The organism is Deltaproteobacteria bacterium (genome assembly GCA_035063765.1).
Lineage (GTDB): Bacteria > Myxococcota_A > UBA9160 > UBA9160 > PR03 > CAADGG01.
On the sequence record JAPSFT010000020.1, the window covers coordinates 52,183 to 74,860 of the forward strand.

Below are 22,678 nucleotides of genomic sequence, written 5' to 3' on the forward strand. Positions count from 1 at the left end.
TCAGCGCAGCTTCAGCGAGGAGAGGGCGACCAGGGCGAGGATGATCGAGAGGATCCAGAAGCGGACCACGATCTTCTGCTCGGCCCAGCCGGCCTTCTCGAAGTGGTGGTGGATCGGTGCCATCAGGAACACGCGCCGGCCGGTCGCCTTGAACCAGGCGACCTGGATCATCACCGAGAGCGCCTCGACCACGAAGACGCCGCCGATCACGGCCAGCAGGATCTCCTGGCGGATCAGGACGGCGATCGTGCCGAGCGCGCCTCCCAGCGCCAGCGAGCCGACGTCGCCCATGAAGAGCTGGGCCGGGTAGCTGTTGAACCACAGGAAGCCGAGCCCGCCGCCGACCAGCGCGCCGCAGAAGATCGGGAGCTGGTCGGCGCCCGGCACGAACTTGATCGCGAGGTACTCGGCGATCCCGGCGTGGCCGGCGGCGTAGGAGAGCAGCAGGAAGGTCCCCGACGCGATCATCACGGGTCCGATCGCGAGCCCGTCGAGCCCGTCGGTCAGGTTCACGCCGTTGCTCGTGCCCACGATGATGAGGACGGCGAGCGGGACGTAGAGCCAGCCGAGGTGCGGCGTGAAGTCCTTGAAGAAGGGGACCGCGAGCTCCTTGTCGAAGCTCGGATCCGTGTAGATCGCGATCGCCACGGCCAGCGCGATCGCGACCTGGAAGCCCAGCTTCGCGCGCCCCGAGAGGCCCGCCTCGTTGCGCTTGCGGGTCACCTTCCGGTAGTCGTCGAGGAAGCCGAGCATCCCGTAGCCCACGGTGACGCCGATCACGATCCAGACCAGGCGGTTCGCGAGGTTCGACCAGAGCAGCACGCTCGTGAGCAGCGAGAGCAGGATCAAGAGGCCGCCCATCGTCGGTGTGCCGGCCTTGTCCTGGTGCGCGGGGCCGATCTCGCGGATCGGCTGGCCGGCGCGCAGGGCGGCGAGCCGGCGGATCAGGGGCGGCCCGACCAGGAAGGAGAGGAAGAGCGCGGTCAGCGTGGCAGCGGCGGTGCGGAAGGTGACGTAGCGCACCACGTTGAGCGCCGAGAACTCCGCGGCCAGCGGGAAGAGCAGGTGGTAGAGCATCAGTGCGTCTCCGCGGCGCCGCCCGCCGTCGGGTCGGCCAGGGCCTGCACGATGCGCTCCATCCGCATCGAGCGCGAGCCCTTGACCAGCACGCGGTCGCCCGCGTGCAGGGCCTCGCGCAGGCGCGCCGCCAGCTCGGCCGGGTCCTTGCCGGCGAAGACGCGCGCCGGCGCGAGGCCCGCCTCGATCGCCCCCGCCGCGACCTCGCCCGCGTGCTCACCCAGCGCGAAGAGCCCGTCGAGCCGCAGCTCCGCCGCGAGCCGGCCGGCGCCGCGGTGGGCGGCCGGCGCGGCGTCCCCGAGCTCGCCCATGTCACCGAGCACCGCGAGGCGCCGGCCCGTGCCCGCGAGTGCCGCGAGGCTGCGCAGGGCCACCTCCATCGACTGCGGGTTCGCGTTGTAGCTGTCGTCGAGCACCGTGACGCCGTCGGCCAGGGCGAGCCGCTGCAGGCGGCCGGCCGGGGGGCGCCAGGCCGCGAGCCCGGTCGCCACCTCCTCGAGCGCGGCGCCCGCGGCCAGTGCGCCCGCGGCGGCGGCGAGGGCGTTGATCGCCTGCACGGTGCCGACCCCGTGCACGCGTACCGCGAGGCGCCCGCCCGGCGTCACCAGCTCGAAGCCCACGCCGCCGTCTTCGAGCGCACGCTCGTGCTCGGCTCGTACGTCGGCGTCCCGCGAGCGCCCGAAGCGCAGCGGGCGCGCGCGGGTGCGGGCGAGCTGCGCCAGCACGCGCGGGTCGTCGGCGTTGGCGACGGCGACGGCGTCCGGGCCGAGCGCCGCGAAGAGCGCGCCCTTCTCGCAGGCGATCCCCTCCTGGCTGCCCAGGTGTTCGATGTGCGCCGTCCCCACGTTGGTGACGACCCCCACGGTCGGGGCCGCGACGGCCGCCAGCGGCGCGATCTCGCCCGGGTGGTTCATGCCGATCTCGACCACCGCGGCGTGGTGCTCGGGCGCGAGCCGGAGCAGCGTGAGCGGCAGGCCGAACTGGTTGTTCAGGTTGCCCTCCGTCTTCAGGCAGGGCGCCCGCACGGCCAGGATCGCCGCCGTCATCTCCTTGGTCGTCGTCTTGCCGTTGCTGCCGGTGATCGCGATCACCGGCCCCGCGAAGCGGCGCCGGTGTCCGGCCGCGAGGGCCGCGAGGGCCGCGGTCGTGTCGGGCACGCCGATCACCGCTACGGGCGGCGCTGCCGGGGCGGGCAGGGCGCGCGCGCCGCCGGCCGCGGCGAAGGCCCCCGGCTCGACGAGCAGCGCCACCGCGCCGGCGCGCACCGTGTCGGCGAGGAAGCGGTGGGCGTCGTGGCGCGGGCCCCGGATCGCCACGAAGAGCGCCCCCGGCCCGACCCGGCGCGAGTCGATCGAGACGCTGCCGAAATGGCCGTCGGCCGGGCCGCCGAGCAGGGTACCGCCCGTCCAGCGCAGCGCGTCGGCGACCGCGATCCCGCTCACGCGCCCGCCTCCGTCCCGGCCGCGGGCCGGTGGGCGAGCGCGCGGCGCGCCTCGCTGCGGTCGTCGAAGGGCAGCCGCTCGCGGCCGACGATCTGGTAGTCCTCGTGGCCCTTGCCGGCGATCACCACCGTGTCCTCCGGGCGGGCGAGCGCCACCGCGAGCGCGATCGCCTCGTGGCGGTCGGCGATCCGGGCGTAGCCGCGCTCGGCGCCGTCGAGGGCGCCGGCCGCGACGGCACGCAGCCCCGTGAGGCCGGCCACCACGTCGTCGAGGATGCGCTCGGGGTCCTCGCGCCGCGGGTTGTCGCTCGTGACGATGACGCGGTCGCTCCAGCGCGCCACCGCCTCCGCCATCGGGACCCGCTTGCTGCGGTCCCGCTCTCCGCCGCAGCCGAAGACGGTGACGAGGCGCCCCTGCGCGAGCGGCCGCACCGTGCGCAGGAGCTTGTCGACGGCGTCGGGGGTGTGCGCGTAGTCGACGAGCACGGTGGGCACGCCGGGGCGGTTCGGGTCGACGCGCTCGATCCGGCCGGGCACCTGCGCGCACTCCGCAGCGCCCCGCGCGATCGCCTCGGGGCCGAGCCCGAGCGCCACGGCGCAGCCCGCCGCCACGAGCAGGTTCTCGAGATTGAAGTCGCCGAGCAGCGGCAGCGTGAGCGCGAGCGGTCCCCCGGGCAGCCGCAGCCGCGCGTGGCTTCCCTCGAGCGCGACGCGGGCGTCCTCGAGCGCGACGTCGACACCCGGCCCGGGCTTGCGCGACACGCGCAGCAGGCGGGCGCCGGCCTGGCGGGCAGCCGCCTCGAAGTGCGGCGCGCTCGGGTCGTCGGCGTTCACCACGGCCGCCGCGCCCGGCCGCAGCCGCTCGCCGAACAGCCGCAGCTTGGCGTCGCGGTAGGCCTCCATCGTGCCGTGGAAGTCGAGATGGTCCTGGGTGACGTTCGTCACGCCGGCCACCGCGAAGCGGCACTCGTCGGTGCGGCCCATGGCGAGGGCGTGGGACGAGACCTCCATCGCCACGGCGTCGACGCCGCGCGTGCGCATCGCCCGCAGGATGCGCTGGAGCTCGAGGCTCTCGGGGGTGGTGTTGAGCGTGCGCTGGCGCTCGCCGGCGTAGCGCACCTCGACGGTGCCGATCACACCGGGCCGGCGGCCGGCGGCGGCGAGCATCGCCTCGAGCAGGTAGGTGGTGCTGGTCTTGCCGTTGGTGCCGGTGATCCCGACGAGCTCGAGCTCCTCGGAGGGGTGGCCGTAGAAGCGCGCGGCCAGCGGCGCCAGCGCGCGGCGCGTGTCGGCCACGAGCACCGCCGGCCGGCCGCCGCGCTCGAGCCCGGCCGGCAGCTCCTCGACCACCAGCGCGGCCGCGCCGAGCGCGAGCGCCTGGCCGAGGTGCCGGTGCGCATCCACCTGCGCCCCGCGCAGCGCGACGAAGAGGTCGCCCGGCACGACCGCGCGCGAGTCGATCGCGACCCCCCGGATCGGGACACCGAGCGCCGCGTCGCCGCCTTCGATGCGCAGCGCCTCGCGTCCCGCCGGAAGTGCTGCGAGGAGCTCGCCGAGCCTCATGACGTCAGCCTCGACCTCCCGCCGGCGCGAAGCGCACCCGCAACGTCTCGCGTCCGGCCGTGACGATCGTGCCGGGCACGGGCTCCTGTGTCACGGCCCGCCCGTGCCCGGTCAGCTCGAGCCGCAGGGCGGTGCGCGCGGTGCGCTCCACCACCTCCGCGACGGTGAGCCCGCGCAGGTCCGGCACCAGCACGCGGTCGCCCTGGCTCGCGACCCCTCCGGCCCGCGCGGGGACCGCCGCGGTCCGCGTGGCGGGCGCCGTCGGATCCAGCCACTCGGGCTCGGTCGGGATCCCGAGCTGGGTCAGGTGCGCCGCCGCCACCTTTGCGAAGACGGGCGCGGCCACGATGCCGCCGGTGTGCAGGCCCGTCGGCTCGTCGATCGCCACCGCGATCGCCACCCGCGGGTCGTCGGCCGGCGCGAGCCCCACGAACCAGCCGATGTAGCGCTTCTGCGAGTAGCGGCCGTTCGGCTCGAGCTTCTGCGCGGTGCCGGTCTTGCCGGCGACCGCGAGTCCGCGCAGCCGCGCGCGCCGGCCGGTGCCGCCTTCCACGTGTACGACGCCGGCCAGCATGTCCATCACGGCCGCCGCTGCCTCCGGCGACACCGCGCGGCGTCCCGTGCCGAGGGGCAGCGCCTGCCAGGCGCCCCCCGGCGCGCGGCGCGCGCGGACGAGGCGCGGCGGCATCCAGACCCCGCCGTTGCCCAGCGCCGCGACCGCTGCCGCGAGCTGCACCGGCGTGACCGAGATGCCCTGCCCGAAGGTCGCGGTGGCGGCGTCGACCGGACGCCAGCGCGACACGTCGCGCAGCAGCCCGCTCGACTCCCCCGGGAAGCCGCTGCCCGTGCCCGCGCCGAAGCCGAAGCGCCGCAGCGTCTCGTAGTGGCGGCGCGCGCCCACCCGCTGGCCGATGATCACGGCTCCGACGTTGCTCGAGACGCGCAGGATGCCGGCCACGTCGAGGCTCGGCTTCGGGTGCAGATCGCGGATCGTCTTGCCCGGCACGCGCAGGCCGCCGCGCAGGTCGAAGACCTCGTGGCTCTTCACCGCGCCCGCGTCGAGCGCGGCCGCGATGACGAAGGTCTTGAAGGTGGAGCCGGGCTCGAAGGCGTCGCTGAACGCGCGCGAGCGGGTGTCGCCGAACGGGAGGGTGCGGAAGTGGTTCGGGTCGAAGCCGGGGCTCTCGGCGAGCGCCAGCACGTCGCCCGTGCGCGGATCGAGCGAGACCACGAAGCCGCCCTTCGCACGGGCCTTCGCGACGCCCTCCGCGAGCGCCGCCTCGGCGTCGGCCTGGAAGTGGAGGTCGAGGGTGAGCGCCACGTCGCCGCCAGCCGTGGCGTTCCGGTCGAGGCCCGGCCCGAGCAGCAGGCGGCCGCGCGCATCGCGCTCGACGGCGACGCGCTGCGGGCGGCCTACCAGGAACGCGTTCTCCATCTGCTCGACGCCGCGCACGCCCTGGCCGTCGATGTTGGCGAAGCCGACGAGGCGCGCGGCGAGCGCGCCGTGCGGGTAGGCCCGGCGCGGCTCGCTCACGGTCCCGATCCCGGCCAGGTCGAGCGCTCGCACCCGCTCCGCCCGTTCCTCGTCGACCCAGCGCTTCACGAACACGAAGGGCCGCCGCCGGGCGAGCCGCTCACGCAACCGCGCGGCGTCGAGATCGAGGAGCGCGCCGAGCTGCTGCGCGGTCGCGTCGGGATCCGTGATCTCCGAAGGCACCGCGTAGACCGACGCGACGCCCACCGTGAGCGCCAGATCCACCCCCTCGCGGTCGACGATGCGGCCGCGCTCGGGCGCGAGCTCGAGCGCGCTGAGGAGCTGGCTGCGGCCGCGCTCGGTGCTGCGGCCGGCGAGCAGCGTGAGCTGCGCCGCGCGCACCGTGAGGCTCGCGAAGGCGAGCAGCAGCAGTGCGTAGACGATCCGCAGGCGCAGGCGGAGCGGACCCAGGTCGGGCGCCCTCACGGGGCCGGCTCCGGGCACGCGCGCGGGTGGTCGAGGTCGACGAGACAGGCGGCCGGCGCGAGCCCGAGCTCGCCGGCCAGCGCCTCGAGCCGGCGCGGGTCGCGCAGGTGGCGCACCTGCACGATCAGGCGGCGCTGCTGGTCGAGCAGCTCCTGCTCGGCACGCACGGCGTCGGCCAGCGCGTAGCGCAGGCGGATCGAGTCCATGCGCAGCGAGACGAGCAACAGTGCTGCGCACACGGCGCCCGCCGCGAGGGCACCGAGCGCCGCCGGCCGCGGCCAGGCGAGACGCCGGTGCGCGGGCGGAGGTGCCGAGACGTCGCGCCCGGTCAGGATCCAGGGCTGGGGGGGCTGCCCGCGCCGGCCGCGCCCGAAGCGCGGCGAGCGCGGTCCCCCGGCCGGGCGCGGAAGCGGAGGCAGCGACGGACGGCGGAGCGGGATCGACATCAGGCGGCCTCCGATTCGGCGCGCAGCCGGCCGGCGCCCGAGGGGTCGGCGAGGCGTTCGGCGGCGCGGAGGCGGGCGGAACGCGCCCGCGGGTTGCTGTGCACCTCGTGCTCGGAGGGTCGCACGGCGCGCCGCGTGAGCAGGCGCAGCCGGGGCCGCCGCCCGCAGGTGCAGACAGGCTGGCGCGGCGGGCAGACGCAGCCGCGCGCCTCGGCGCGCAGCCGCTCCTTCACGATCCGGTCCTCGAGCGAGTGGTAGGCGATCACGACCAGGCGGCCGCGCGGCGCGAGCGCCTCGATTGCGGCCTCGAGGCCCTCCTCGAGCGCGGCCAGCTCGTCGTTGACGGCGATGCGCAGGGCCTGGAAGACGAGCGTCGCGGGATGGTGTCGGCGTCCCCCGCCGACCCGCGCGCGCGCCACGACCGCCAGCAGGTCGCGGGCCGTGCGCAGGGGGGCGGTCCGGCGCGCCTCCACGATCGCCTCCGCGAGACGCCGGGCACCCGGCAGCTCGCCGTACTCGCGGAACCAGCGCTCGAGCTCCGCGGGAGGTGCCTCGGCGAGCAGGCGCGCCGCCGTGTCCGGACTGCGCGCATCCATCCGCATGTCGAGGGCCGTCACGTCCGCGCTCTCCTCGGCGAAACGGAAACCGCGTTGCGGGGCGTCGAGCTGCCGCGAGGAGACGCCGAGATCGAGCAGCACCGCATCCACCCGGGTGACCCCCCGCGCCTCGAGGACCCGACCGAGCTCCCGGAACGAGGCGCGCTCGAGGTGCACGCGATCCCCGAAGCAGGCCAGCCGCGCGGCGCAGGCCTCGAGCGCCTCCTCGTCGACGTCGAGTCCGATCAAGCTTCCGCTGGGAGCGATCGCCTGGAGAATCGCCTCGGCGTGGCCGCCGCCGCCGACCGTGCCGTCCACCACCCGGGAGCCGGGCCGGAGGGCGAGCGACGCGAGGCTCTCGTCGAGAAGGACCGGCCGGTGATAGTCGGACCCGGCCAACCGGATTCTCCCGCCTCGTGACTCTGCGGGCCAGGCGCCTTGCACCCTGCCCGACCGAGCAGGCCAGGTTCTCCTGCTGTCTCCCGGCGGCCTCCGCCGCCGGGAGAAAAGGGGTGCCTCGGAGCTCCAGGAAGGGAACGGTTCGCACCCCCCTTTGCTCCCCGCTCCCTCGACTAAGGAGCTCCGAGGACACCCCCTCTCAATCGGAGGCCATCCGGCCTCCGATCCCCCCAGCATCGAATCCAATCAGTGCCCAAGCTTCGAGACCTCCGCGGAGATCTCGCCGAAGCGCGCCAGCGTCCGCTGATGACCTTCTTCGAAGCGGCGCCGGTCCCAGATCTCGATCCAGTTGCCGACGCCCGCGATCACCACTTCCTTCTCGATCTGGGCGTGCTCGCGCATGTGGGCCGGGATCAGGATCCGGCCCTGCGAGTCCGGCGCGCACGCCTCGCTGTGGGCGATGAAGAAGCGGGCGAGCTCCTGACCCTGGAGATGGAGCGGGTCGACCGCCATCAGCCGGTCCGCGAACGCCTGGAAGTCCTCGTGCGCGAAGAGCGCGAGATGATCCGGCCGGATCGTCAGGGTCGGCGCGAGCTGGCTGCGGCGCTGGAGCTCCATCCGGATCCCCGCCGGGATGCTCACCCGGCCCTTCGCATCGATCTGGTGGACGAACCGGCCCTGGAACATCGAGTCTCTTCCGGTTCGCAGTGGGCTCGGTCGGAGGTGATTCCCACTTTCTCCCACCTGTCCCCACCGAGACGCACTTCTACCCCACCAGGCCGGGGGCGGTCAAGCAAGAAAAGCGCGGAACCCGTTGGAATCGCGAAAATTTTTCTGGTGGGAGGAGGATCCGGAGGCAACCCCAACATCTTGGGGTTCATGATCCGGATGCCTACGAGATATCGACCCGCGGGGGTCGGGAGCCGGCTCAGGCCGAGCCGACCCCGTGGTGGAAGCGGCGCTGGACGGCGGCCACGCGGTCCACGACGTGGGCGAGCGTGCTGCCCGGCTCGAGTCGCGGGCAGGGCTCCGGATCCCCGGGATCGTGGGCGAGCAGCGCGTCGAGCACGGCGCCGGCGCCCTCGCGCAGGCCGCTCCCCGCGTAGCCGCCCTCGAGCACGAACGCGACGCGCCCGCCGCAGGCATCGTCCGCGAGCGCGCGCACGATCCGCGTCATCTCCCTGAAACCGTGTTGCGTCACTTCCATCGACGCGAGCGGGTCGTCGCGATGCGCGTCGAACCCGCATGACACGAGAATAAGTTGAGGGCGGAACGAAGCGGTGACCGGCACCAGCACCCGGTGCAGGACGCCCAGGTACTCGGCGTTCCCGCAGCCGCCGGGCAGCGGGACGTTGACGGTGGCGCCGAGGCCCGCCCCCACGCCGGCCTCGCCGAAGTCGCCGGTTCCCGGGTAGAACGGGAACTGGTGGGTCGAGCAGTAGAGCAGGTCGCGCTCGGCCTCGAAGAGGTGCTGCGTGCCGTTGCCGTGATGCACGTCCCAGTCGAGGATCAGGATCCGCTCCACGCCGTCCGCCCGCAGGGCGCGGGCGGCGATCGCCACGTTGTTGAAGAGGCAGAAGCCCATCGCGCGCTCGGCCTCGGCGTGGTGGCCCGGCGGGCGCACGGCTGCGAACGCGGCATCGGCGTCACCACGCGCCACGGCGCGTGCGGCCTCGATCGCCCCGCCGGCGGCGAGGAGCGCCACCTCGTAGCTCTCCGGCGACACGAAGGTGTCGGCGTCGAGGGGGGCGGGCGCCCGGCGCGCCGCGGCTGCGATGCGCTCGAGGTGCGCGCGCGGATGCACGGCGAGGATCTCCTCGGGCGTGGCGGGCCGCACCGGCCGGGCGAGCAGCCGCTCGCGTCTCGCCGCGAGCGCGTCCCCCACGGCGGCGAGCCGCTCCGGCCGCTCCGGATGGCCGGGGGGCGAGCGGTGCTCCCGGTAGCGCGCGTCGTCGAACACGGCGATGCGGCGCGTGACGGGCATCGGGGCGCATGGTATCCCGTGGGCCTGGGCGGCGCCGACGCGCGGGGCCGCGGAGGCGTCGCAAGGGCGTGAGCGCGAGGGTGGCTTGATGCACGCGCCGGGTTGCGTGGCGATCACGGGGCTGCGCAGCTTCGTCGGGCAGCGCCTCGCCGAGCGCCTCAGCGCGCGCGGGCACGGGCTGCGCGTGCTCGGCATCGACCTGCGGCGACCCTGGCGCCTCGAGCGCCGCGTCCCCTTCGAGCGCGTCGACCTGACCGATCCGAGCGCCAACGCCAGGCTCGCCGAGCTGTTCGCACGCGAGCGCGTCGAGGCGGTGGTGCACACCGCCTTCCGCCGCGACCCGACTCCCGACCTCGAGGCCGACCACGAGCTCGAGACGATCGGCACCTTGCACCTGCTCCACGCCTGCGCGGCGGCCAAGGTGTCGCGGCTGGTCGTGGCGTCGAGCACGATGCTCTACGGGCCGCGCCCGGACAACCCGCAGTACCTGTCCGAGTCCCATCCGCTGCGCGGCCATCCCGACGCGCACTGCATCCGCAACCGGGTCGAGATGGAGGAGCTGGTCGCCGAGTGGGGCCGCAAGCGCCCCGACGCCGACGTCACCGTCCTGCGCTGCGCCTGGGTCATGGGCCCGAGCCATTGGGACCGCGTGGTGCGCCATTTCGCAGGCTCGCTCGTCACGACCGTGCTCGGCTACGACCCGCTGCTGCAGTTCGTGCACGAGGACGACTGCCTCGATGCCTTCGAGCAGGCGGTTCTCGAGCGGCGCCGAGGCGTGTACAACGTGGTGGCGCCCGGGGCGCTGCCGCTCTCGATGCTGCTGCGGCTCGCGGGCAAGACGGCGCTGCCGGCCCCGGCGCCGCTCCTCTACCGGATCCGGGACCTGGCGTCGCGTACCCAGACCGGGGACCCCCCCGCGGCCTTCTACGACTACCTGCGCTGGCTCTGGCTTGCGGAGGGCGAACGCGCCTGGAACGCGTTCGGCGAGCCGGTCTACAGCACGCGCGAGGCCTGGATCTCGTTCGTCGCGTCGCGCCGCATGCGGCAGTACCGCTGACGCAGGCTAGGATCGTCCCCGTGAGCGAGCCGCACCTGCCCGAGTCCGGCGAGGACGCTCCGGCGCCCGATCCCGAGGGAGCCGCGGCCGAGGCGCGCGCGCGGCGGCGCCTCGAGGGCGGGCTGCTGCAGGAGGCGCTCGGCGCCCTGCGCGCCGAGCTCTCCGCGCGGCTGCCCTCCGGCGAGCACGGTGTCGACTGGATGGCGCTCTTCGACTCGCTGCGGCGCCGGCTCGGCTCGACGGGCATGCGCAGCCTGCCCGCCGAGGTCGACGAGTTCGGCCTGGACCGGGCGGCCCTCGAACGCGCGCGGCCCTGGCTCGACGCGCTCCTCGACCGCTGGTGGCGCGTCGAAGTGTCGGGTGCCGACGCCCTGCCGCGCGGCCAGCCGTGCCTCTTCGTCGCCAACCACTCGGGCCTGCTGCCGTGGGACGGCCTCGTGATCTGTCACGCGCTCGGGCGCGAGCGGCTCGCGCCCGAGGCGCCGCGCTTCCTGGTCGAGGACTGGCTGCTCGGGCTGCCCTTCGCCCAGCCCTTCCTGACCCGGCTCGGCGGGGTCCGCGCCTGCCGCGAGAACGCCGAGCGGCTGTTGCGCACGCGGCGCTCGGTGGTGGCCTTCCCGGAAGGCGCCAAGGGTGCCACCAAGGTGTTCCGGCAGCGCTACCGGGTGCAGCGCTTCGGCCGCGGCGGCGTGGTCCGCACCGCGATCGCCACCCGCGTGCCGCTGGTGCCGGTCGCGGTGGTGGGCGCCGAGGAGGCGCACCCGGTGCTGTTCAAGGTCGAGTCGGCGGCCCGTGCGATCGGGCTTCCCTTCGTGCCCGTGACGCCCACCTTCCCGTGGCTGGGACCGCTCGGCCTCGTGCCGCTCCCCTCCAAGTGGTGGATCGGCTTCGGCGAGCCGGTCCGCACCGACGAACTCGTGCCCGAGGCCGAGCAGGACGAGCTCCTGGTCTCGCGTCTCAACGAGCAGCTGCGTGCCGCGGTGCAGGAGCGGCTCGACGAGGGCCTGCGGGCGCGGCCATCGGTCTGGGGCTGAGGCGCGACCCCTCCCGGGCCCGCGCAATCGCCGGGCGCCGCTCAGCCGGTGCCGCGATCCAGGGATGCGTCGTCGTCTTCTTCGTCGTCGATGTCGCGCACGGGGTGCGCGGGCGGGCGCGGCGCGCGCGGGAGCGGCGGGGCGCCGAGCAGCTCCGAGAGCCGGTCGAGGCGCTGCTCGAGGGCCTCGAGGTCCTGGCGGGTCGGCAGGTCGAGGGCGTGCAGCACCCGCTCGACGGCGCGCTGCACCATGCGGTCGAGGTCGGGGGCCGCGAAGGCGATCCACTCCCTGCGCATCGCCCCTTCCCGGCTCAGCAGCTTGCGCACGTTGCGCTGCAGCTCGTCGAAGCCCTCGGAGGCGGGCCCGACGCCGCGCTTGAGCGCGCTGTAGAGCGCGTCGCCGCTGCGCTGGATCAGGTCCGTGAGCACGGTGCCGGGCACGCGCCGGCTCGAGCGCTCCGTGTCGACCAGGATCTGCGAGAGCGTGACCGAGGTGATGTCCTCGCCGCTCTCGTTGTCGATCACGCGGACGGCCTCGCCCGCCTCGATCAGCTCGGCGATGCCCTTCAAGGTGATGTAGCGACTCGTTGCCGTGTTGTAGAGCTTGCGATTCGCGTAGCGCTTGATCAGCACGGCACCGGAAGCGGACGGGCCGGCCTGGTTCGAATGGGGATCCACGGAGCGACCTCGGGCGGAACGGTGCCGCAAGCTAACGAATGGCCTCCGGGCGGTCAGCCCGCCGTCCCCGGTGGCCGCCGGTCCTCGATCGGAACGCGCTCGAGTGCGCGTGCGGCGCCGCGCCGCGGCTTCGGGCGCGTGTGCGGCGCGGGTTCCGCCGGCTCCGGAGGGGGCGCCGGCTGCGGGCCGCGCACGCCGAGCTCCCAGAGCAGCTCGCGCACGCCCAGGAACGCCCGCAGGACTCCGCGCGCTTCCGGATCCGTGCGGCTCTGCTCCTCCCAGCGCGCGATCTCGGCGTCGAGGGCCGCGGCAAGCGCGTCGAGCCAGCGCAGGCCCGCGCTGCCGCCCGCGCTCGTGGCGAGCCCCTCGAGCCAGCGCAGCGCGCCGCGCAGCGGCGCGTGGCCGTCGGCCGGCACGCCGGTCGCGCCGAGCGAGGCGGCATCGAGCAGCGCGCGGGCGGCGAGCGCCGCTTCGCCAGCCGCCGCGCGCGCGTGGCCGAGCGCCCGCGCCAGCACCTCCTCGAGCCCCGCCGAGGAGCGGCGCGCGGGCCGGACGTCGCGGGGTCGGCCCGGGGCGCCGGGCCGGCTCATCGCTCGGCCCCCCCGGCGCTGCCGGGCGCGAACAGCCAGCGCGCCACGTGGGCGAGGCCCTCCAGATCGTGCACGTCCCCGCTGAGCTCGGGAATCCGGCGGACGAAACCGCCCGCGCGCGCGGCGCGCGCGGCCAGCTCGGCGGTGGTCTCGGCGTCGGCGCGTGCCCAGGCCGCGTAGACGTCCCCGGCGGCCAGCGCGGCCCGTGCGGCCGCTTCGGCATCGAAGCCCGCTCCGCTCCGCGCCAGCAGCGTGGCAAGGGCGCGGCAGGCCTCGTCGTCGCGGCCCTCGTCGGGTACACGGATCGGCGTCGGATCCACCTCGGGATCCGGAGCGCCGGCCTCTCCGCCCCGACGGCCGGCGCGCTCCGGGCCCGCCGGGTGGGCGCGGGCCGGCCACAGGTGCACCCGGTTCACCACCACGCCCGCCAGCGGGACGCCCGCGGCGTCGAGCCGCCCGAGCAGCCCGAGCGCGTGGCGGGCCGATTCGGCCGCCGGCGAGGCGGCCAGCACGAAGCCCGCCTGCGGGCCGGTCAAGCGCTCCTGCACGCGGTGCGCGCGCTCGCGGAAGCCGGCCGACATGCCCTCGAAGGCGAGCAGGAACTCCGAGACGTCCTCTAGGAACGCGATCCCCGACACCCGCTCGATCACGCGCAGGACCCGCTCCGTGCTCTTCTGGAACAGCCGCACCCCGAAGCGGCCGGCGGCGAAGGCCGGGTGCAGCAGCATCTGCACGAGCCGGCTGTCGAGGAACTCGACGAGCCGGCGCGGCGCGTCGAGGAAGTCGAGCGCGTGCTGCGAGGGCGGCGTGTCGACGACGATCAGGTCGAGGTCCTCGCGCTCGGACAGCTCGTAGACCTTCTCCATCGCGGAATACTCGGCGCTGCCCGCCAGCGCGTCGGAGACGTGCTGGTAGATCCGGTTGTCGAGGATGCGCCGGCGGCTCTCCTCCGAGTCCGCGAAGCGGGTCACCAGATCGTCGAAGGTGCGCTTCATGTCGAGCATCAGCGCGAAGAGCCGCCCGGCGGGCGGCACCCCGAGCGCCGCCAGGCGCTCGCGCGGGATCTCGATCGGCTCGTTGCCGAGCGCGCCCACGCCGAGCGCGTCGGCCAGGCGCCGGGCCGGGTCGATCGTGAGCACCGCCGTGCGGCGCCCGGCGCGCGCGCCCTCGAGCGCGAAGCTGGCTGCGAGCGTGGTCTTGCCGACGCCGCCCGTGCCCACACACACCAAGATGCGTCGGGTGCGCACGAGGGCGGCGGGATCCAGCCGGGTGGAGCTCACGTCGCCGGCTCCCGCGGGCTTCCGCGTCCGGGCGGGGCGGCGCTCGCGGCGCAGCCGTCGGGGGGAGCCAGCAGCGCTCCGGCGAGGGCCTCGAGGTCCTCGGGACCTCGCACGCCGCGTGGCCGGCGCGGGAGCGGGACGATCGGGAGGCCCGTCGTGCGCGCGATCTCCACGGTCCAGCGCCGGTTCAGCTCGTGGCGCGCCCGCAGGTGCGCTGCGCAGGCCGCGAGCACGGCCGGCGCGGGCGCGCCCGGCAGGGTGGCACCGGCGGGCAGGGCCGCCAGCCGCTCGTCGAGATCGGGAACATCGGGCGGGAAGGGCGGGGGCGTCACCGCGTTCACCACCACGCGGTCGACCGCAACGCCGATCTGCTCGCGCAGCCGCGTGACCAGCTCCGCGGTCTCGCGAGCCGGCAGCTCCTCGGCCAGCGAAACCGGCAGGAGGAGCGTGCGTTCCGGATCCCGGACCATCGCTTCGACCCAGCCCGCGTGGCGGCGCAGCGGGCCCGCGCGTACGGCCGAGCCGACCACGCGCGGGACGTCGAGGAAGGTGAGCCCGTGACCGGTCGCAGGGGCATCGACCACGATCAGCTCGAAGCGCTCGCGACCGCGCTCGTCGCGAAGCTGCTCGACGTGCCAGACCTTCCCGAGCGTGATCAGCTCGCGCCAGCCGGGGGAGGCCTCCATGAGCTGGCGGAAGGCGGGGTTGCGCAGCACGCGCCGCACGATGCCGCGCAGCCCGATCTGGAGCCCCAGGTACTCGGCGAGCGCCTCGTAGGGGTCGATGCGGAGCACGTGGAGGCCGGGCGCCAGCTCCCGGCCTTCGTAGCCGACCGGAGGGCCAGGCCGGCGTACCAGGATGCCCGGAAGGTGCTCGTCGGGGCCCATCTCGGCGAGCAGGACGCGCCGCCCCTGGGCGGCGGCGGCGAGCCCGAGCGTCGCGGCGACCGTGGTCTTCCCGGTCCCGCCCTTCCCGGTGACGATCACGAGCCGGCGGTCGAGGATCGAATCGGCCAAGCGGCGTCGGGCTCCGGGGCGCGTTTGGGGGCTCAAGCGCTCCGGCCGCAGCGCCGAAGCGCGATCGAGCCGAGGGCGATCGAGCCGAGGACGATCGAGCCGCGGGCTTCGAGCGCAGGAAAAACGCTCGAAGGCACGCGGGCTTGGCGAGCCTAGCACAGGGTCGCCCGAGAGCCGGGGGAGAGCCGCGCGTGATCGTCGGCTGCGAACGCTGCGAGACGCGCTTCAAGCTGGACGAGTCGCGCCTGCCCGCGCGCGGCGCCCGGGTGCGCTGCTCGCGCTGCAAGCACGCCTTCTTCGTGACGCCGCCCGGCTCCTCCCCGGAGGCGCTCGTGCACGAGGTCGCGGCGGCTGCCGCCCGCGCGCCCGCCGAGAGCCTCCGCGGTCCCGAGCCGAGCTGGGACATGGAGGAGAATCCCGATGCCACGGTTGCGCGCCGCAAGCCGCCCGCGATGGCGCCCCGCCCGCCCGAGGAGGAGGCGAGCGACTGGCACTTCGAGGACGAGGTGCCCGGCCTCGATCCGGGTGCGACGCGCTCGTCCTCGTTCGGCCCCGGCGGCGCGCAGGCGCCGCCCTCGCTCGCGGCGGCGCCCGACCCCAACGAGGATTCCCTGGCCACGCTCGGCGACCCGGAGACCTGGGATCTGCTCGCCGGGGAGCCGCCGCCGGCCGACGCGCCGGCACTGCCGCCGCCCGCCCCGGAGCCGGTTCCGGCCGATATCGCCCCCGCGACCGGCGCGAACGAGCAGACGGCTCCGGCTCTGCCCGCACCCGGCGCGGCCGTGCCGGCCGACACGCCGACCGCGCCGGCGCCCGCTGCTCGCACGCCGCGCCCTCCGGCAGCCGCCCGCATGACGGTCGCTCCTCCTCCGCTGGTGATGCCGCGCCGCATCCCGCCCGCTCCGCGCGGCGTCTCGGCGCAGAGCCTGGGCGGATGGGCGGCCGCCGTCGCGCTGGCCGCCGCTCTCGCCTGGGTGTCGCTCGGACCGGTTGCGGCGCCGGGGAGCTCGAGCTCGCTGGCCCCGGTGTCGGGCTTCGAGGTGAGCGAGGCGCAGGCGCACATCCTCGAGAACGCGGCCGCAGGCCCCGTCCTCGTCGTGTCCGGGCGGTTGCGGAATCCGGGCTCCTCGGTGCGCCCGCTCGGCGCGCCGCTGGCCGTGCAGCTCCTCGACGCCCGGGGTGTGCCGCTCGCCGTCGCCCCGGGCGCCGCAGGGCCGGCGCTGCCCGACCGGCGCGTGCGCGAAGAGGCGCCAGAGCAGCTCGTCACGTCCCGGGACGCGGCGGCGCTGGCAAGCACACCCGTCGCGGCGGGCGGTGACCTCGCCTTCACCGCCGTCTTCGCTCCCGCGCCACGCGGCGCGGCGCGCTTCGCGCTCGGTGCGGGCGCGAGCGGTCCGTGAGCGGCGCGAGGGCGTATCGAGCAGGCGGCGAGCACCCCGGCCGAGGCGGGAGCGGAGCGGAGCCCGGCCGGGTGCGGCTAGCTCGGCCGGGTCGAGCCGCCCCGCTCGTCCAGCTCTTCCTTCTTGGGCGTGACGTCGATCTCGTCCTTGCCCGAGACGCCGGTCTTGAAGTTCTTGATCGCCTTGCCGAGCCCCGACCCGATCTCCGGGAGCCGTCGCGCGCCGAACAGCAGCACGATGATCCCGAGGATGATCAGGAGCTCCGTCGCTCCGAGTCCGAACATGGCGGGTAGGGTGACGCCCGCACCGAGGGGGGTCAAGCGAGCGGCCGGCCCCTACCATCGCCCGCCATGTCGATCTTCAAGGCCTACGACGTCCGCGGCGTCTACGGGGAGGAGCTCGGCGCCGACGACGGCCGGCGGATCGGCCGGGCGGTCGCGCGCTGGCTGGGCGCGCGGGAGCTGGCGGTCGGGCGCGATGCGCGTCCGAGCTCCCCCGAGCTCGCAGGGGCACTGCTCGACGGGATCCGGGACGAAGGGGTCGGGGTGGTCGACCTCGGGCTCGTGTCGACTCCGATGCTGTACTACGCCGTCGACGCGCTCGGGGTCGCGGGCGGCGTGATGGTCACCGCGTCGCACAACCCGGCCCGCTACAACGGGTTCAAGGTGTGCCGGGCGCATGCGATCCCGGTCGGCGGCGACTCGGGGCTCCGGGAGATCGAGCGGCTCGCGCGAGCCGACGCAGGGCCGGCGCGTGTCCCGCGGGGCGGCCTGCGGCGCGCGGACGTCCGCGCGGGCTACGTCGAGCACGTCCTCTCGGTGGGCGGGCGCTGCTCGCAGCTGCGCGTCGCGATCGACTGCGGCAACGGCATGGCCTCGGTGGGACTCGAGCCGCTGCTCGCCCGCCTGCCGCTCGAGGTCGAGCGGCTCTATTTCGAGCCCGACGGCACCTTCCCGAACCACGAGGCGGATCCGCTCGAGCCCGGGAACCTGCGCGACCTGATCGCTGCCGTCCGGCGCTCACAGTCAAACTTCGGTGTCGCTTTCGACGGGGATGCCGACCGCGCGATGTTCGTCGACGAGGCCGGGGAGCCGATCGGCGCCGACCTGATGACCGCCCTGCTCGCGCGCGCGCTGCTGCGCCGCCACCCGGGCGGCCGCGTGCTCCACGACCTGCGCTCGAGCCGCGCCACGGCCGAGGCGATCACGGAGGCCGGCGGGACGCCGGAGATGTGCCGCGTCGGTCATGCCTTCATCAAGGCCCAGATGCGCGAGAGCGGTGCCCTCTTCGCCGGCGAGCTCTCGGGGCACTTCTACTTCCGCTTCTCGCCAGAGCTCCTGCACGACGACGGCACGGCCGCCTTCGTGGCGCTCCTCGACGTGCTCGCCGAGGAGGGCAAGCCGCTCTCGGAGCTGGTGGCGCCGCTGCGCCGCTACGCCGCGAGCGGCGAGATCAATCGCCGCGTGCGCGACGTTCCCGCCCTGCTGGCGGCCCTCGAGGCCGACCACGCCGGCCGCGCCGAGATCTCGAAGCTCGACGGCCTGCTGGTGCGCTACCCGGACTGGTGGTTCAACCTGCGGGCCTCGAACACCGAGCCCCTGCTGCGTCTCAACCTCGAGGCCGGCGACGCAGCGGCCATGCGGCGACACCGCGACGCGATCCTCGCGCGCATCGAGTCCTTCGCTCCACCCGGCGCAGGCGCGAACGGAGAGCGCTGAGTCTCAAGGCGTCAGGGCCGATCCGAGGAACTGCCACATCGCCTTGAGAGCGCGGCCGGGGAGGTCGCCGTGGCCGCTGTCGAACCAGAGCAGCTGCTTCGGCTCGGCAGCGGCCGCGTGGAACGCCTCGGCGGCGGCGCGCGGGATGCGCTCGTCGCGGGTCGCGTTCAGGAGCAGGAGCGGGCGTCCGGCGAAGCGCGCGATGTGGCGCGCCGGATCGAACGCGGGCGGGCCGAAGCCGCCCCCTCCGAGCGCCAGCGCCGCCGCACGCAGCCGGGCGTCCAGCGGGCAGTAGAGGGCGCCCAGGATCGCACCCAGGCTGAATGCCGCGTAGGCGAGCCGCTCCGCGTCGATCTCGGGATGCGGCGCGAGGGCATCGAGCGCCCGCCCGAGGTCGTGGATCGACTGGCGCACGAACTCCCCGAGCAGGTCGCGGGCGCGCACGTCCTCCGTGCCGGGAGTCGCGAGGCCGAGCAGCAGGAGCTCGCCGAGCTTTGCGCTCGCCCGTTCGCCGTGCAGCGGGAAGTCGATCGAGGCGACGGCCATTCCGCGCCGGACCCAGGGCAGGCGCGCCGCGTCGAGGTACGCGGAGTCCTTCGAGCCACCGGCTCCGTGCTGGAGCAGCACCAGCGGGTACGGGCCGGCCGGCTCCGCCGGCAGCAGCAGCAGGCCCGGCACGCGATCGCCACGGCTCGAGTACTCGAAGCGGAAGCGCCGCACGCCGCCACCTGCGTCCGCCGGGGCCTGCTGCGGCCGCCGATCCAGGGGGCTCCACGGGCCGGGGAGGGGCGTGATCCAGGTCGCGAGCGGCTCGCGCAAGCGCAGAGAGCCGGCTGCGAGGGCAGCCGGCTCTCCGCTCTCCGTGGAAGCGCTCATGGCGCCGGAGTCTACCGCGCCAGCAACGTCCTGCGCGCCCGGTACAGATGCGACTTCACGGCGTCCTCGCTCTTCTGCAAGAGCCCCGCGATCTCCTGGATCGAGCGGTTCTCGAGGTGGTGCAGCTCGAAGAGCTGGCGCTGCTCGGCGCTGAGCTCCCTGCCCACGGCGTCCTGCAGGCGCGCGAGCCGCTCGCTGCACTCGTAGAGCGCGAGCGGATCGGGCTCGCGCGAGGCGGCCTGGAACGCGCGATCGCAGTCGTCCTCGCCGATCGGCACCAGCGCCGGCGAGCGCTTCTTGAAGCGGCTCGCGACGGTGCGGCGGGTCAGGCCGAAGAGCCAGGCTCCGAACGGCGCCTCGCCGCGGTAGGAGTCGATGGACGCGAAGACGTTGACGAAGACCTCCTGGACGGTCTCGTCGGCGTCGGCGCGGTTGCGCAACCGGCGCGCCACGAAATGGTGGACGCGCGCGAAGTAGCGGTCGTAGAGCGTCTCGAATGCACGCTGGTCGCCGGCGCGAACGTGCTCGACGAGATGCTCGTCCGGAACGGGACAGCCGGCGTCCGTTCCGAGAGCCGCGATCGATCCTGCCATTCCGCCTTCCCCTTCCCCGGTGCCGGTCCCCAGCCGCGTCCCGCCGCCGGGATCCGATGCCGTTGCGCGCGGAGCCTGCCGGGCAGGCCCCGCCGTCCAGCGTCCACACCCCCGCCGTAGGAGTGGCGCCGAGCCGGCAGGAGGTGTCAAGAATTGTCAGCGGGCGACGAAAATCGTCACGATCCGGCGGGGCGCAGCCGCCCCGGTATCCCCGCGTCCCCAGCGAAATCACGCTCTTCGAGCGTCGAGCGGAAGACCGAGGCGAGTGGGGTGGCGGCTGCGGGGGGGCCGGGGGTGGGGGCCGGCAGGGGGTCGAGCGGCTCGAGCGAGAGGCAGGCCCCGCCGCCGCTGACCGCCACCCAGCGGAAGCGGGCGAGCCGGAGTCCGTCGGGATCCGCCTCGCGCGCGGCGAGCTGCACGACCCGCGAGAAGTCGGGGGCGATCAGGAGCAGGCGCGGGCGCAGCTCGGCGCGCGCGTGCAGGCCCGGCGCGAGCTGCCGCCAGTCCGCGATGCGGGCCTGGATCCAGGCGCGTTGGGCGAGGCCGAGCGCGAGCAGCCCCTGGTCGCCTCCCTCGACGCCGAGCAGCGCGACCCACAGCCGGCCGTCCGGCTCCACCGCCACCCAGTCGATGCGCGCGTCCTCCTCGCCGAGCACGCCCTCGGCGAGCACCTGGAGGGGCGTCCCGAGCAGGCCCAGGCGGGAGCGGAGCTCGCGCCGGAGCGCGGCGGACTCGGCGTCGCGGGAATCCATGCCTGGATCAGGGCTCCGGTTCCTTGGCGGCCTCGTGCTCGCGGGCGTCGGCGAGCAGCATCGTGGCGACGTCGGTGAGCGCGCGGGCGGCGGGCGAGCCGGGCTGGGCCAGCGCGATCGGACGCTGCGCCACGATCGAGCGCGAGAGATGGACGTCGTCGATCAGCACACCGTAGCTCGTGAGCGTCCGCTCGAGCTCGAGCTCGGCGAGCTGCGCCAGGCCCTCGAAGGTGCGCCGCGCGTCGGCGAGCGAGCGGACGCCGAAGACGCAGACCCCGATCCGGGCGCCCGGCGACTGCTCGGCGATCGCGTCGAGCGCCGCCCACGTCTCGACCAGCTCGCGCTCGTCGGGCCGCGAGAGCAGCAGCACGCGCCCGAGCAGCGGCCCGGCATCCGCGCCCTTGCGCAGCGCGGCCGAGGGCACCGCCACGAGCACGAGAGGCGTCCCGTGGCCGCGCGTGCAGGCGCGGGCGCTGGCGTCACGCGCGGCGTCGGCGAGGGCGGTGAGCTCGCCCGACCCGCTCTCCACCACCTCGACCCCGAGTGGGCCGCGGCCCGGCTCCGGCCAGGGCGTGCAGGTTTCGCCGGCCGGCGCGACCAGCGCTGCCGGTGCGCCCTGACGCGCGAGCTCCACCGCGAGGTTCCAGAGCAGCGCGAGGCGCGCCACGTCGCGCGGCACGAGCGGCACGGCGATCCAGTGCGCGCCGCCCGCACCGGCCCCCGGCGGCTCCCCGGGCAGGAAGTAGTGCGCGACGTCTCCGAGCTCGCGGGCCATGGCGGCTCAGGGCACCACCAGGCGCGAATGGGGCGGACCGAGCAGCGAAGGCACGCGATCCGGGTTGGCGGGATCCTCGCGCCACTCCCCGTCGACGACGTACCGGTACTCGTAGGCACCGGGCGCCACGTGCAGGATCTTGCGCCAGACGCGATCACCGCCGATCTCGCGCAGCTCGGTCTCGACACCCCGATCGGGCACCCAGCCGTTGAAGTCGCCGGCGAGGCGCACGTCGAGGGCGCGCGCGTCGCGGTACTCGACGACGACCTCGCGCAGCGCCCCGGGCGTGTCGGCCGCGCTGGCCGTCGCGAGCGATGCCGGCGCCGCGGCCACCTCGACCGCGAGCGCTGCGTGATCGAGCGCGCCGTTCGACCGAGGCGCGAAGCGCGTGATCGGGACGCCCGCGCGAACGGCCTCGCGCAGCCGGACGCAGCTGCGGATCACGGTATCGAAGCAGAGGTCGCCGAAGGTGGAACGGATCCCGGCGAGCGTGTCGCGGGCGAAGCGGGTGCGGCCGTCGTACAGGGTCGGCAGCACGCGGGCGGCGGGCACGTGGCCCAGGCGCTCGCCGAGCAGGGCGATCGTCTCGAGCAGCTTGTGCACGCCGTGCACGGCGAAGTGGCTGGTCTCGAGCGGCACGATCGCCTCGCCCGCGGCGCGCAGCGCGCCGAAGGTGAGCAGCCCGACGTTGGGCGGGCAGTCGACGAGGGCGTAGTCGTAGCGGTCGCCGACGCTCGCGAGCGCCTGGGCGAGGCGTCCGGTGCGCGCCTCCGCGCGCTCGCCCGCGAGCTTCGCCTCGAGCGCCGAGAGCACGATCCCGGCGGGCGCCACGTGCAGGCGCTCCGCGGCCGGCACGATCACCTCCGCGAGCCGCGCCGGGCCCGACTCCTCGGCGAGCACCTCGTAGAGGTTCTCGTCCACGCGCTCGGGGTCGATGCCGAGGGCCAGCGTCGCGTGGGCCTGGGGATCGACGTCGGCCACCAGCACGCGCGCGCCGTCGGCGGCCAGGCACCCGGCCAGGCTCACCGTCGTCGTCGTCTTCCCGCAGCCGCCCTTCTGGTTGACGATCGCGATCGTGCGCACGCGGACCCCTCCTCCGGATGGGAGCCGAAGCCATCTCGTGCGGGCGGTCCGAGGGACCGGAGGAGTGCTGCTGGTGTCCGGCTGCGCGCCTGCCTCGCCGCGGGGCGGGTGGGCGGCGAGCGAGCGGGCAGTGGACGGCGGACTACGAACCCCCCAAACACGTCCGCAACTCGCACCTTAGGCAGCCATCCTCCAGAAAGTCAACCAAAATGTCGCGGCGGGACCCTGCTCTGGTAGGCTCGCAGCGTGCACCCTCCGATCCTCCGCGCTCCGTGCTCCTACAGCCCCTCCCCGCGCTCACCGGGTCCCCGGGCGTGACGCGACGGACGGGGCCTCCCGACGGGCCGCCTTCCGGCGCGCG

General features: G+C 75.2%; 22 protein-coding genes. 4 read left to right on the forward strand and 18 right to left on the reverse strand.

The genetic code is table 11. The annotated features are described in order from the left end of the window. From mraY to OZ948_14985, 8 genes are all read right to left on the reverse strand, one after another. On the reverse strand, positions 1-1,077 hold the full coding sequence (gene mraY / locus OZ948_14950; protein MEB2346025.1) for a phospho-N-acetylmuramoyl-pentapeptide-transferase: 1,077 nt from the start codon (positions 1,075-1,077) through the stop codon (positions 1-3). After that, positions 1,077-2,519 (reverse strand): UDP-N-acetylmuramoyl-tripeptide--D-alanyl-D-alanine ligase, encoded by a 1,443-nt coding sequence (locus OZ948_14955; GenBank protein ID MEB2346026.1) that lies wholly within the window; start codon positions 2,517-2,519, stop codon positions 1,077-1,079. The genes mraY and OZ948_14955 overlap by 1 nt, the downstream gene beginning before the upstream one ends. Further along, entirely contained in the window at positions 2,516-4,081 is a 1,566-nt protein-coding gene (locus tag OZ948_14960; protein MEB2346027.1) for a UDP-N-acetylmuramoyl-L-alanyl-D-glutamate--2,6-diaminopimelate ligase, read from the reverse strand. The genes OZ948_14955 and OZ948_14960 overlap by 4 nt, the downstream gene beginning before the upstream one ends. A gap of 4 nt (positions 4,082-4,085) precedes the next feature. Further along, positions 4,086-6,041, reverse strand: coding sequence for a penicillin-binding transpeptidase domain-containing protein (locus OZ948_14965; GenBank protein MEB2346028.1), 1,956 nt, complete (start codon positions 6,039-6,041; stop codon positions 4,086-4,088). Continuing rightward, positions 6,038-6,487, reverse strand: a complete 450-nt coding sequence (locus OZ948_14970; protein MEB2346029.1) for a hypothetical protein — start codon at positions 6,485-6,487, stop codon at positions 6,038-6,040. Before OZ948_14970 ends, OZ948_14965 begins: the two co-directional genes overlap by 4 nt. Beyond that, positions 6,487-7,482 carry a 16S rRNA (cytosine(1402)-N(4))-methyltransferase RsmH gene (gene rsmH, locus OZ948_14975; GenBank protein ID MEB2346030.1) on the reverse strand — a complete coding sequence of 332 codons (996 nt, stop codon included), beginning with the start codon at positions 7,480-7,482 and terminating at the stop codon, positions 6,487-6,489. The genes OZ948_14970 and rsmH overlap by 1 nt, the downstream gene beginning before the upstream one ends. Before the next feature lie 246 nt (positions 7,483-7,728). Beyond that, positions 7,729-8,169, reverse strand: coding sequence for a division/cell wall cluster transcriptional repressor MraZ (locus tag OZ948_14980; GenBank protein ID MEB2346031.1), 441 nt, complete (start codon positions 8,167-8,169; stop codon positions 7,729-7,731). A 241-nt stretch (positions 8,170-8,410) separates the two neighbouring features. Further along, on the reverse strand, positions 8,411-9,466 hold the full coding sequence (locus tag OZ948_14985; GenBank protein MEB2346032.1) for a histone deacetylase: 1,056 nt from the start codon (positions 9,464-9,466) through the stop codon (positions 8,411-8,413). An 88-nt stretch (positions 9,467-9,554) separates the two neighbouring features. Between OZ948_14985 and OZ948_14990 the strand changes: the two genes are divergently transcribed. Together OZ948_14990 and OZ948_14995 are read left to right on the forward strand one after the other, a co-directional pair. Continuing rightward, positions 9,555-10,523, forward strand: a complete 969-nt coding sequence (locus OZ948_14990; GenBank protein ID MEB2346033.1) for an NAD-dependent epimerase/dehydratase family protein — start codon at positions 9,555-9,557, stop codon at positions 10,521-10,523. A 20-nt stretch (positions 10,524-10,543) separates the two neighbouring features. Further along, positions 10,544-11,557 carry a lysophospholipid acyltransferase family protein gene (locus tag OZ948_14995; protein MEB2346034.1) on the forward strand — a complete coding sequence of 338 codons (1,014 nt, stop codon included), beginning with the start codon at positions 10,544-10,546 and terminating at the stop codon, positions 11,555-11,557. A gap of 41 nt (positions 11,558-11,598) precedes the next feature. On the opposite strand, the gene OZ948_15000 is transcribed toward OZ948_14995, so the two are convergent. Genes OZ948_15000 through OZ948_15015 form a run of 4 tightly spaced genes read right to left on the reverse strand, consistent with a single transcriptional unit; the run spans position 11,599 to position 15,120 of the window. Then, positions 11,599-12,234 (reverse strand): hypothetical protein, encoded by a 636-nt coding sequence (locus tag OZ948_15000; GenBank protein ID MEB2346035.1) that lies wholly within the window; start codon positions 12,232-12,234, stop codon positions 11,599-11,601. A 53-nt stretch (positions 12,235-12,287) separates the two neighbouring features. Further along, positions 12,288-12,824, reverse strand: a complete 537-nt coding sequence (locus OZ948_15005) for a hypothetical protein (protein ID MEB2346036.1) — start codon at positions 12,822-12,824, stop codon at positions 12,288-12,290. After that, a complete protein-coding gene (locus OZ948_15010) occupies positions 12,821-14,104 on the reverse strand; it encodes an ArsA family ATPase (protein ID MEB2346037.1) in 1,284 nt (427 codons plus the stop codon). Before OZ948_15010 ends, OZ948_15005 begins: the two co-directional genes overlap by 4 nt. Further along, entirely contained in the window at positions 14,101-15,120 is a 1,020-nt protein-coding gene (locus tag OZ948_15015; GenBank protein ID MEB2346038.1) for a chromosome partitioning protein, read from the reverse strand. The genes OZ948_15010 and OZ948_15015 overlap by 4 nt, the downstream gene beginning before the upstream one ends. 191 nt (positions 15,121-15,311) lie before the next feature. Between OZ948_15015 and OZ948_15020 the strand changes: the two genes are divergently transcribed. Next, a complete protein-coding gene (locus OZ948_15020; GenBank protein ID MEB2346039.1) occupies positions 15,312-16,520 on the forward strand; it encodes a zinc-ribbon domain-containing protein in 1,209 nt (402 codons plus the stop codon). Between the two features lie 77 nt (positions 16,521-16,597). Here the strand turns inward: OZ948_15020 and OZ948_15025 are convergent, their stop codons facing one another. Beyond that, positions 16,598-16,804 carry a twin-arginine translocase TatA/TatE family subunit gene (locus tag OZ948_15025; protein ID MEB2346040.1) on the reverse strand — a complete coding sequence of 69 codons (207 nt, stop codon included), beginning with the start codon at positions 16,802-16,804 and terminating at the stop codon, positions 16,598-16,600. A gap of 66 nt (positions 16,805-16,870) precedes the next feature. Between OZ948_15025 and OZ948_15030 the strand changes: the two genes are divergently transcribed. Next, the gene (locus tag OZ948_15030; GenBank protein ID MEB2346041.1) at positions 16,871-18,238 is read left to right on the forward strand and encodes a phosphomannomutase/phosphoglucomutase; all 1,368 of its coding nucleotides are present in this window, start codon (positions 16,871-16,873) and stop codon (positions 18,236-18,238) included. A gap of 3 nt (positions 18,239-18,241) precedes the next feature. On the opposite strand, the gene OZ948_15035 is transcribed toward OZ948_15030, so the two are convergent. The 5 genes from OZ948_15035 to OZ948_15055 form a co-directional block, all read right to left on the reverse strand. Then, complete coding sequence (locus tag OZ948_15035; GenBank protein MEB2346042.1) at positions 18,242-19,114, reverse strand: acetylxylan esterase; 873 nt, start codon at positions 19,112-19,114, stop codon at positions 18,242-18,244. An 11-nt stretch (positions 19,115-19,125) separates the two neighbouring features. Next, positions 19,126-19,707 (reverse strand): RNA polymerase sigma factor, encoded by a 582-nt coding sequence (locus OZ948_15040; protein MEB2346043.1) that lies wholly within the window; start codon positions 19,705-19,707, stop codon positions 19,126-19,128. Positions 19,708-19,883: 176 nt separating this feature from the next. Continuing rightward, positions 19,884-20,459: a hypothetical protein gene (locus tag OZ948_15045; GenBank protein ID MEB2346044.1), complete on the reverse strand. Its 576-nt coding sequence runs from the start codon at positions 20,457-20,459 to the stop codon at positions 19,884-19,886. Positions 20,460-20,466: 7 nt separating this feature from the next. Then, positions 20,467-21,234 carry a hypothetical protein gene (locus tag OZ948_15050; protein MEB2346045.1) on the reverse strand — a complete coding sequence of 256 codons (768 nt, stop codon included), beginning with the start codon at positions 21,232-21,234 and terminating at the stop codon, positions 20,467-20,469. Positions 21,235-21,240: 6 nt separating this feature from the next. Then, the gene (locus OZ948_15055; protein MEB2346046.1) at positions 21,241-22,317 is read right to left on the reverse strand and encodes an AAA family ATPase; all 1,077 of its coding nucleotides are present in this window, start codon (positions 22,315-22,317) and stop codon (positions 21,241-21,243) included. Positions 22,318-22,678: the final 361 nt, after the last annotated feature.

Bases quoted from the DNA above. Each gene is read 5' to 3' on its own strand.
- OZ948_14985 (MEB2346032.1), bottom strand. From the start codon at position 9,466: ATGCCCGTCACGCGCCGCATCGCCGTGTTCGACGACGCGCGCTACCGG.
- OZ948_15045 (MEB2346044.1), bottom strand. From the start codon at position 20,459: ATGGATTCCCGCGACGCCGAGTCCGCCGCGCTCCGGCGCGAGCTCCGC.
- OZ948_15025 (MEB2346040.1), bottom strand. From the start codon at position 16,804: ATGTTCGGACTCGGAGCGACGGAGCTCCTGATCATCCTCGGGATCATC.
- OZ948_15005 (MEB2346036.1), bottom strand. From the start codon at position 12,824: ATGAGCCGGCCCGGCGCCCCGGGCCGACCCCGCGACGTCCGGCCCGCG.
- OZ948_14960 (MEB2346027.1), bottom strand. From the start codon at position 4,081: ATGAGGCTCGGCGAGCTCCTCGCAGCACTTCCGGCGGGACGCGAGGCG.
- OZ948_14990 (MEB2346033.1), top strand. From the start codon at position 9,555: ATGCACGCGCCGGGTTGCGTGGCGATCACGGGGCTGCGCAGCTTCGTC.
- OZ948_15035 (MEB2346042.1), bottom strand. From the start codon at position 19,114: ATGAGCGCTTCCACGGAGAGCGGAGAGCCGGCTGCCCTCGCAGCCGGC.
- mraY (MEB2346025.1), bottom strand. From the start codon at position 1,077: ATGCTCTACCACCTGCTCTTCCCGCTGGCCGCGGAGTTCTCGGCGCTC.
- OZ948_15050 (MEB2346045.1), bottom strand. From the start codon at position 21,234: ATGGCCCGCGAGCTCGGAGACGTCGCGCACTACTTCCTGCCCGGGGAG.
- OZ948_15040 (MEB2346043.1), bottom strand. From the start codon at position 19,707: ATGGCAGGATCGATCGCGGCTCTCGGAACGGACGCCGGCTGTCCCGTT.
- OZ948_14980 (MEB2346031.1), bottom strand. From the start codon at position 8,169: ATGTTCCAGGGCCGGTTCGTCCACCAGATCGATGCGAAGGGCCGGGTG.
- OZ948_14970 (MEB2346029.1), bottom strand. From the start codon at position 6,487: ATGTCGATCCCGCTCCGCCGTCCGTCGCTGCCTCCGCTTCCGCGCCCG.
- OZ948_15030 (MEB2346041.1), top strand. From the start codon at position 16,871: ATGTCGATCTTCAAGGCCTACGACGTCCGCGGCGTCTACGGGGAGGAG.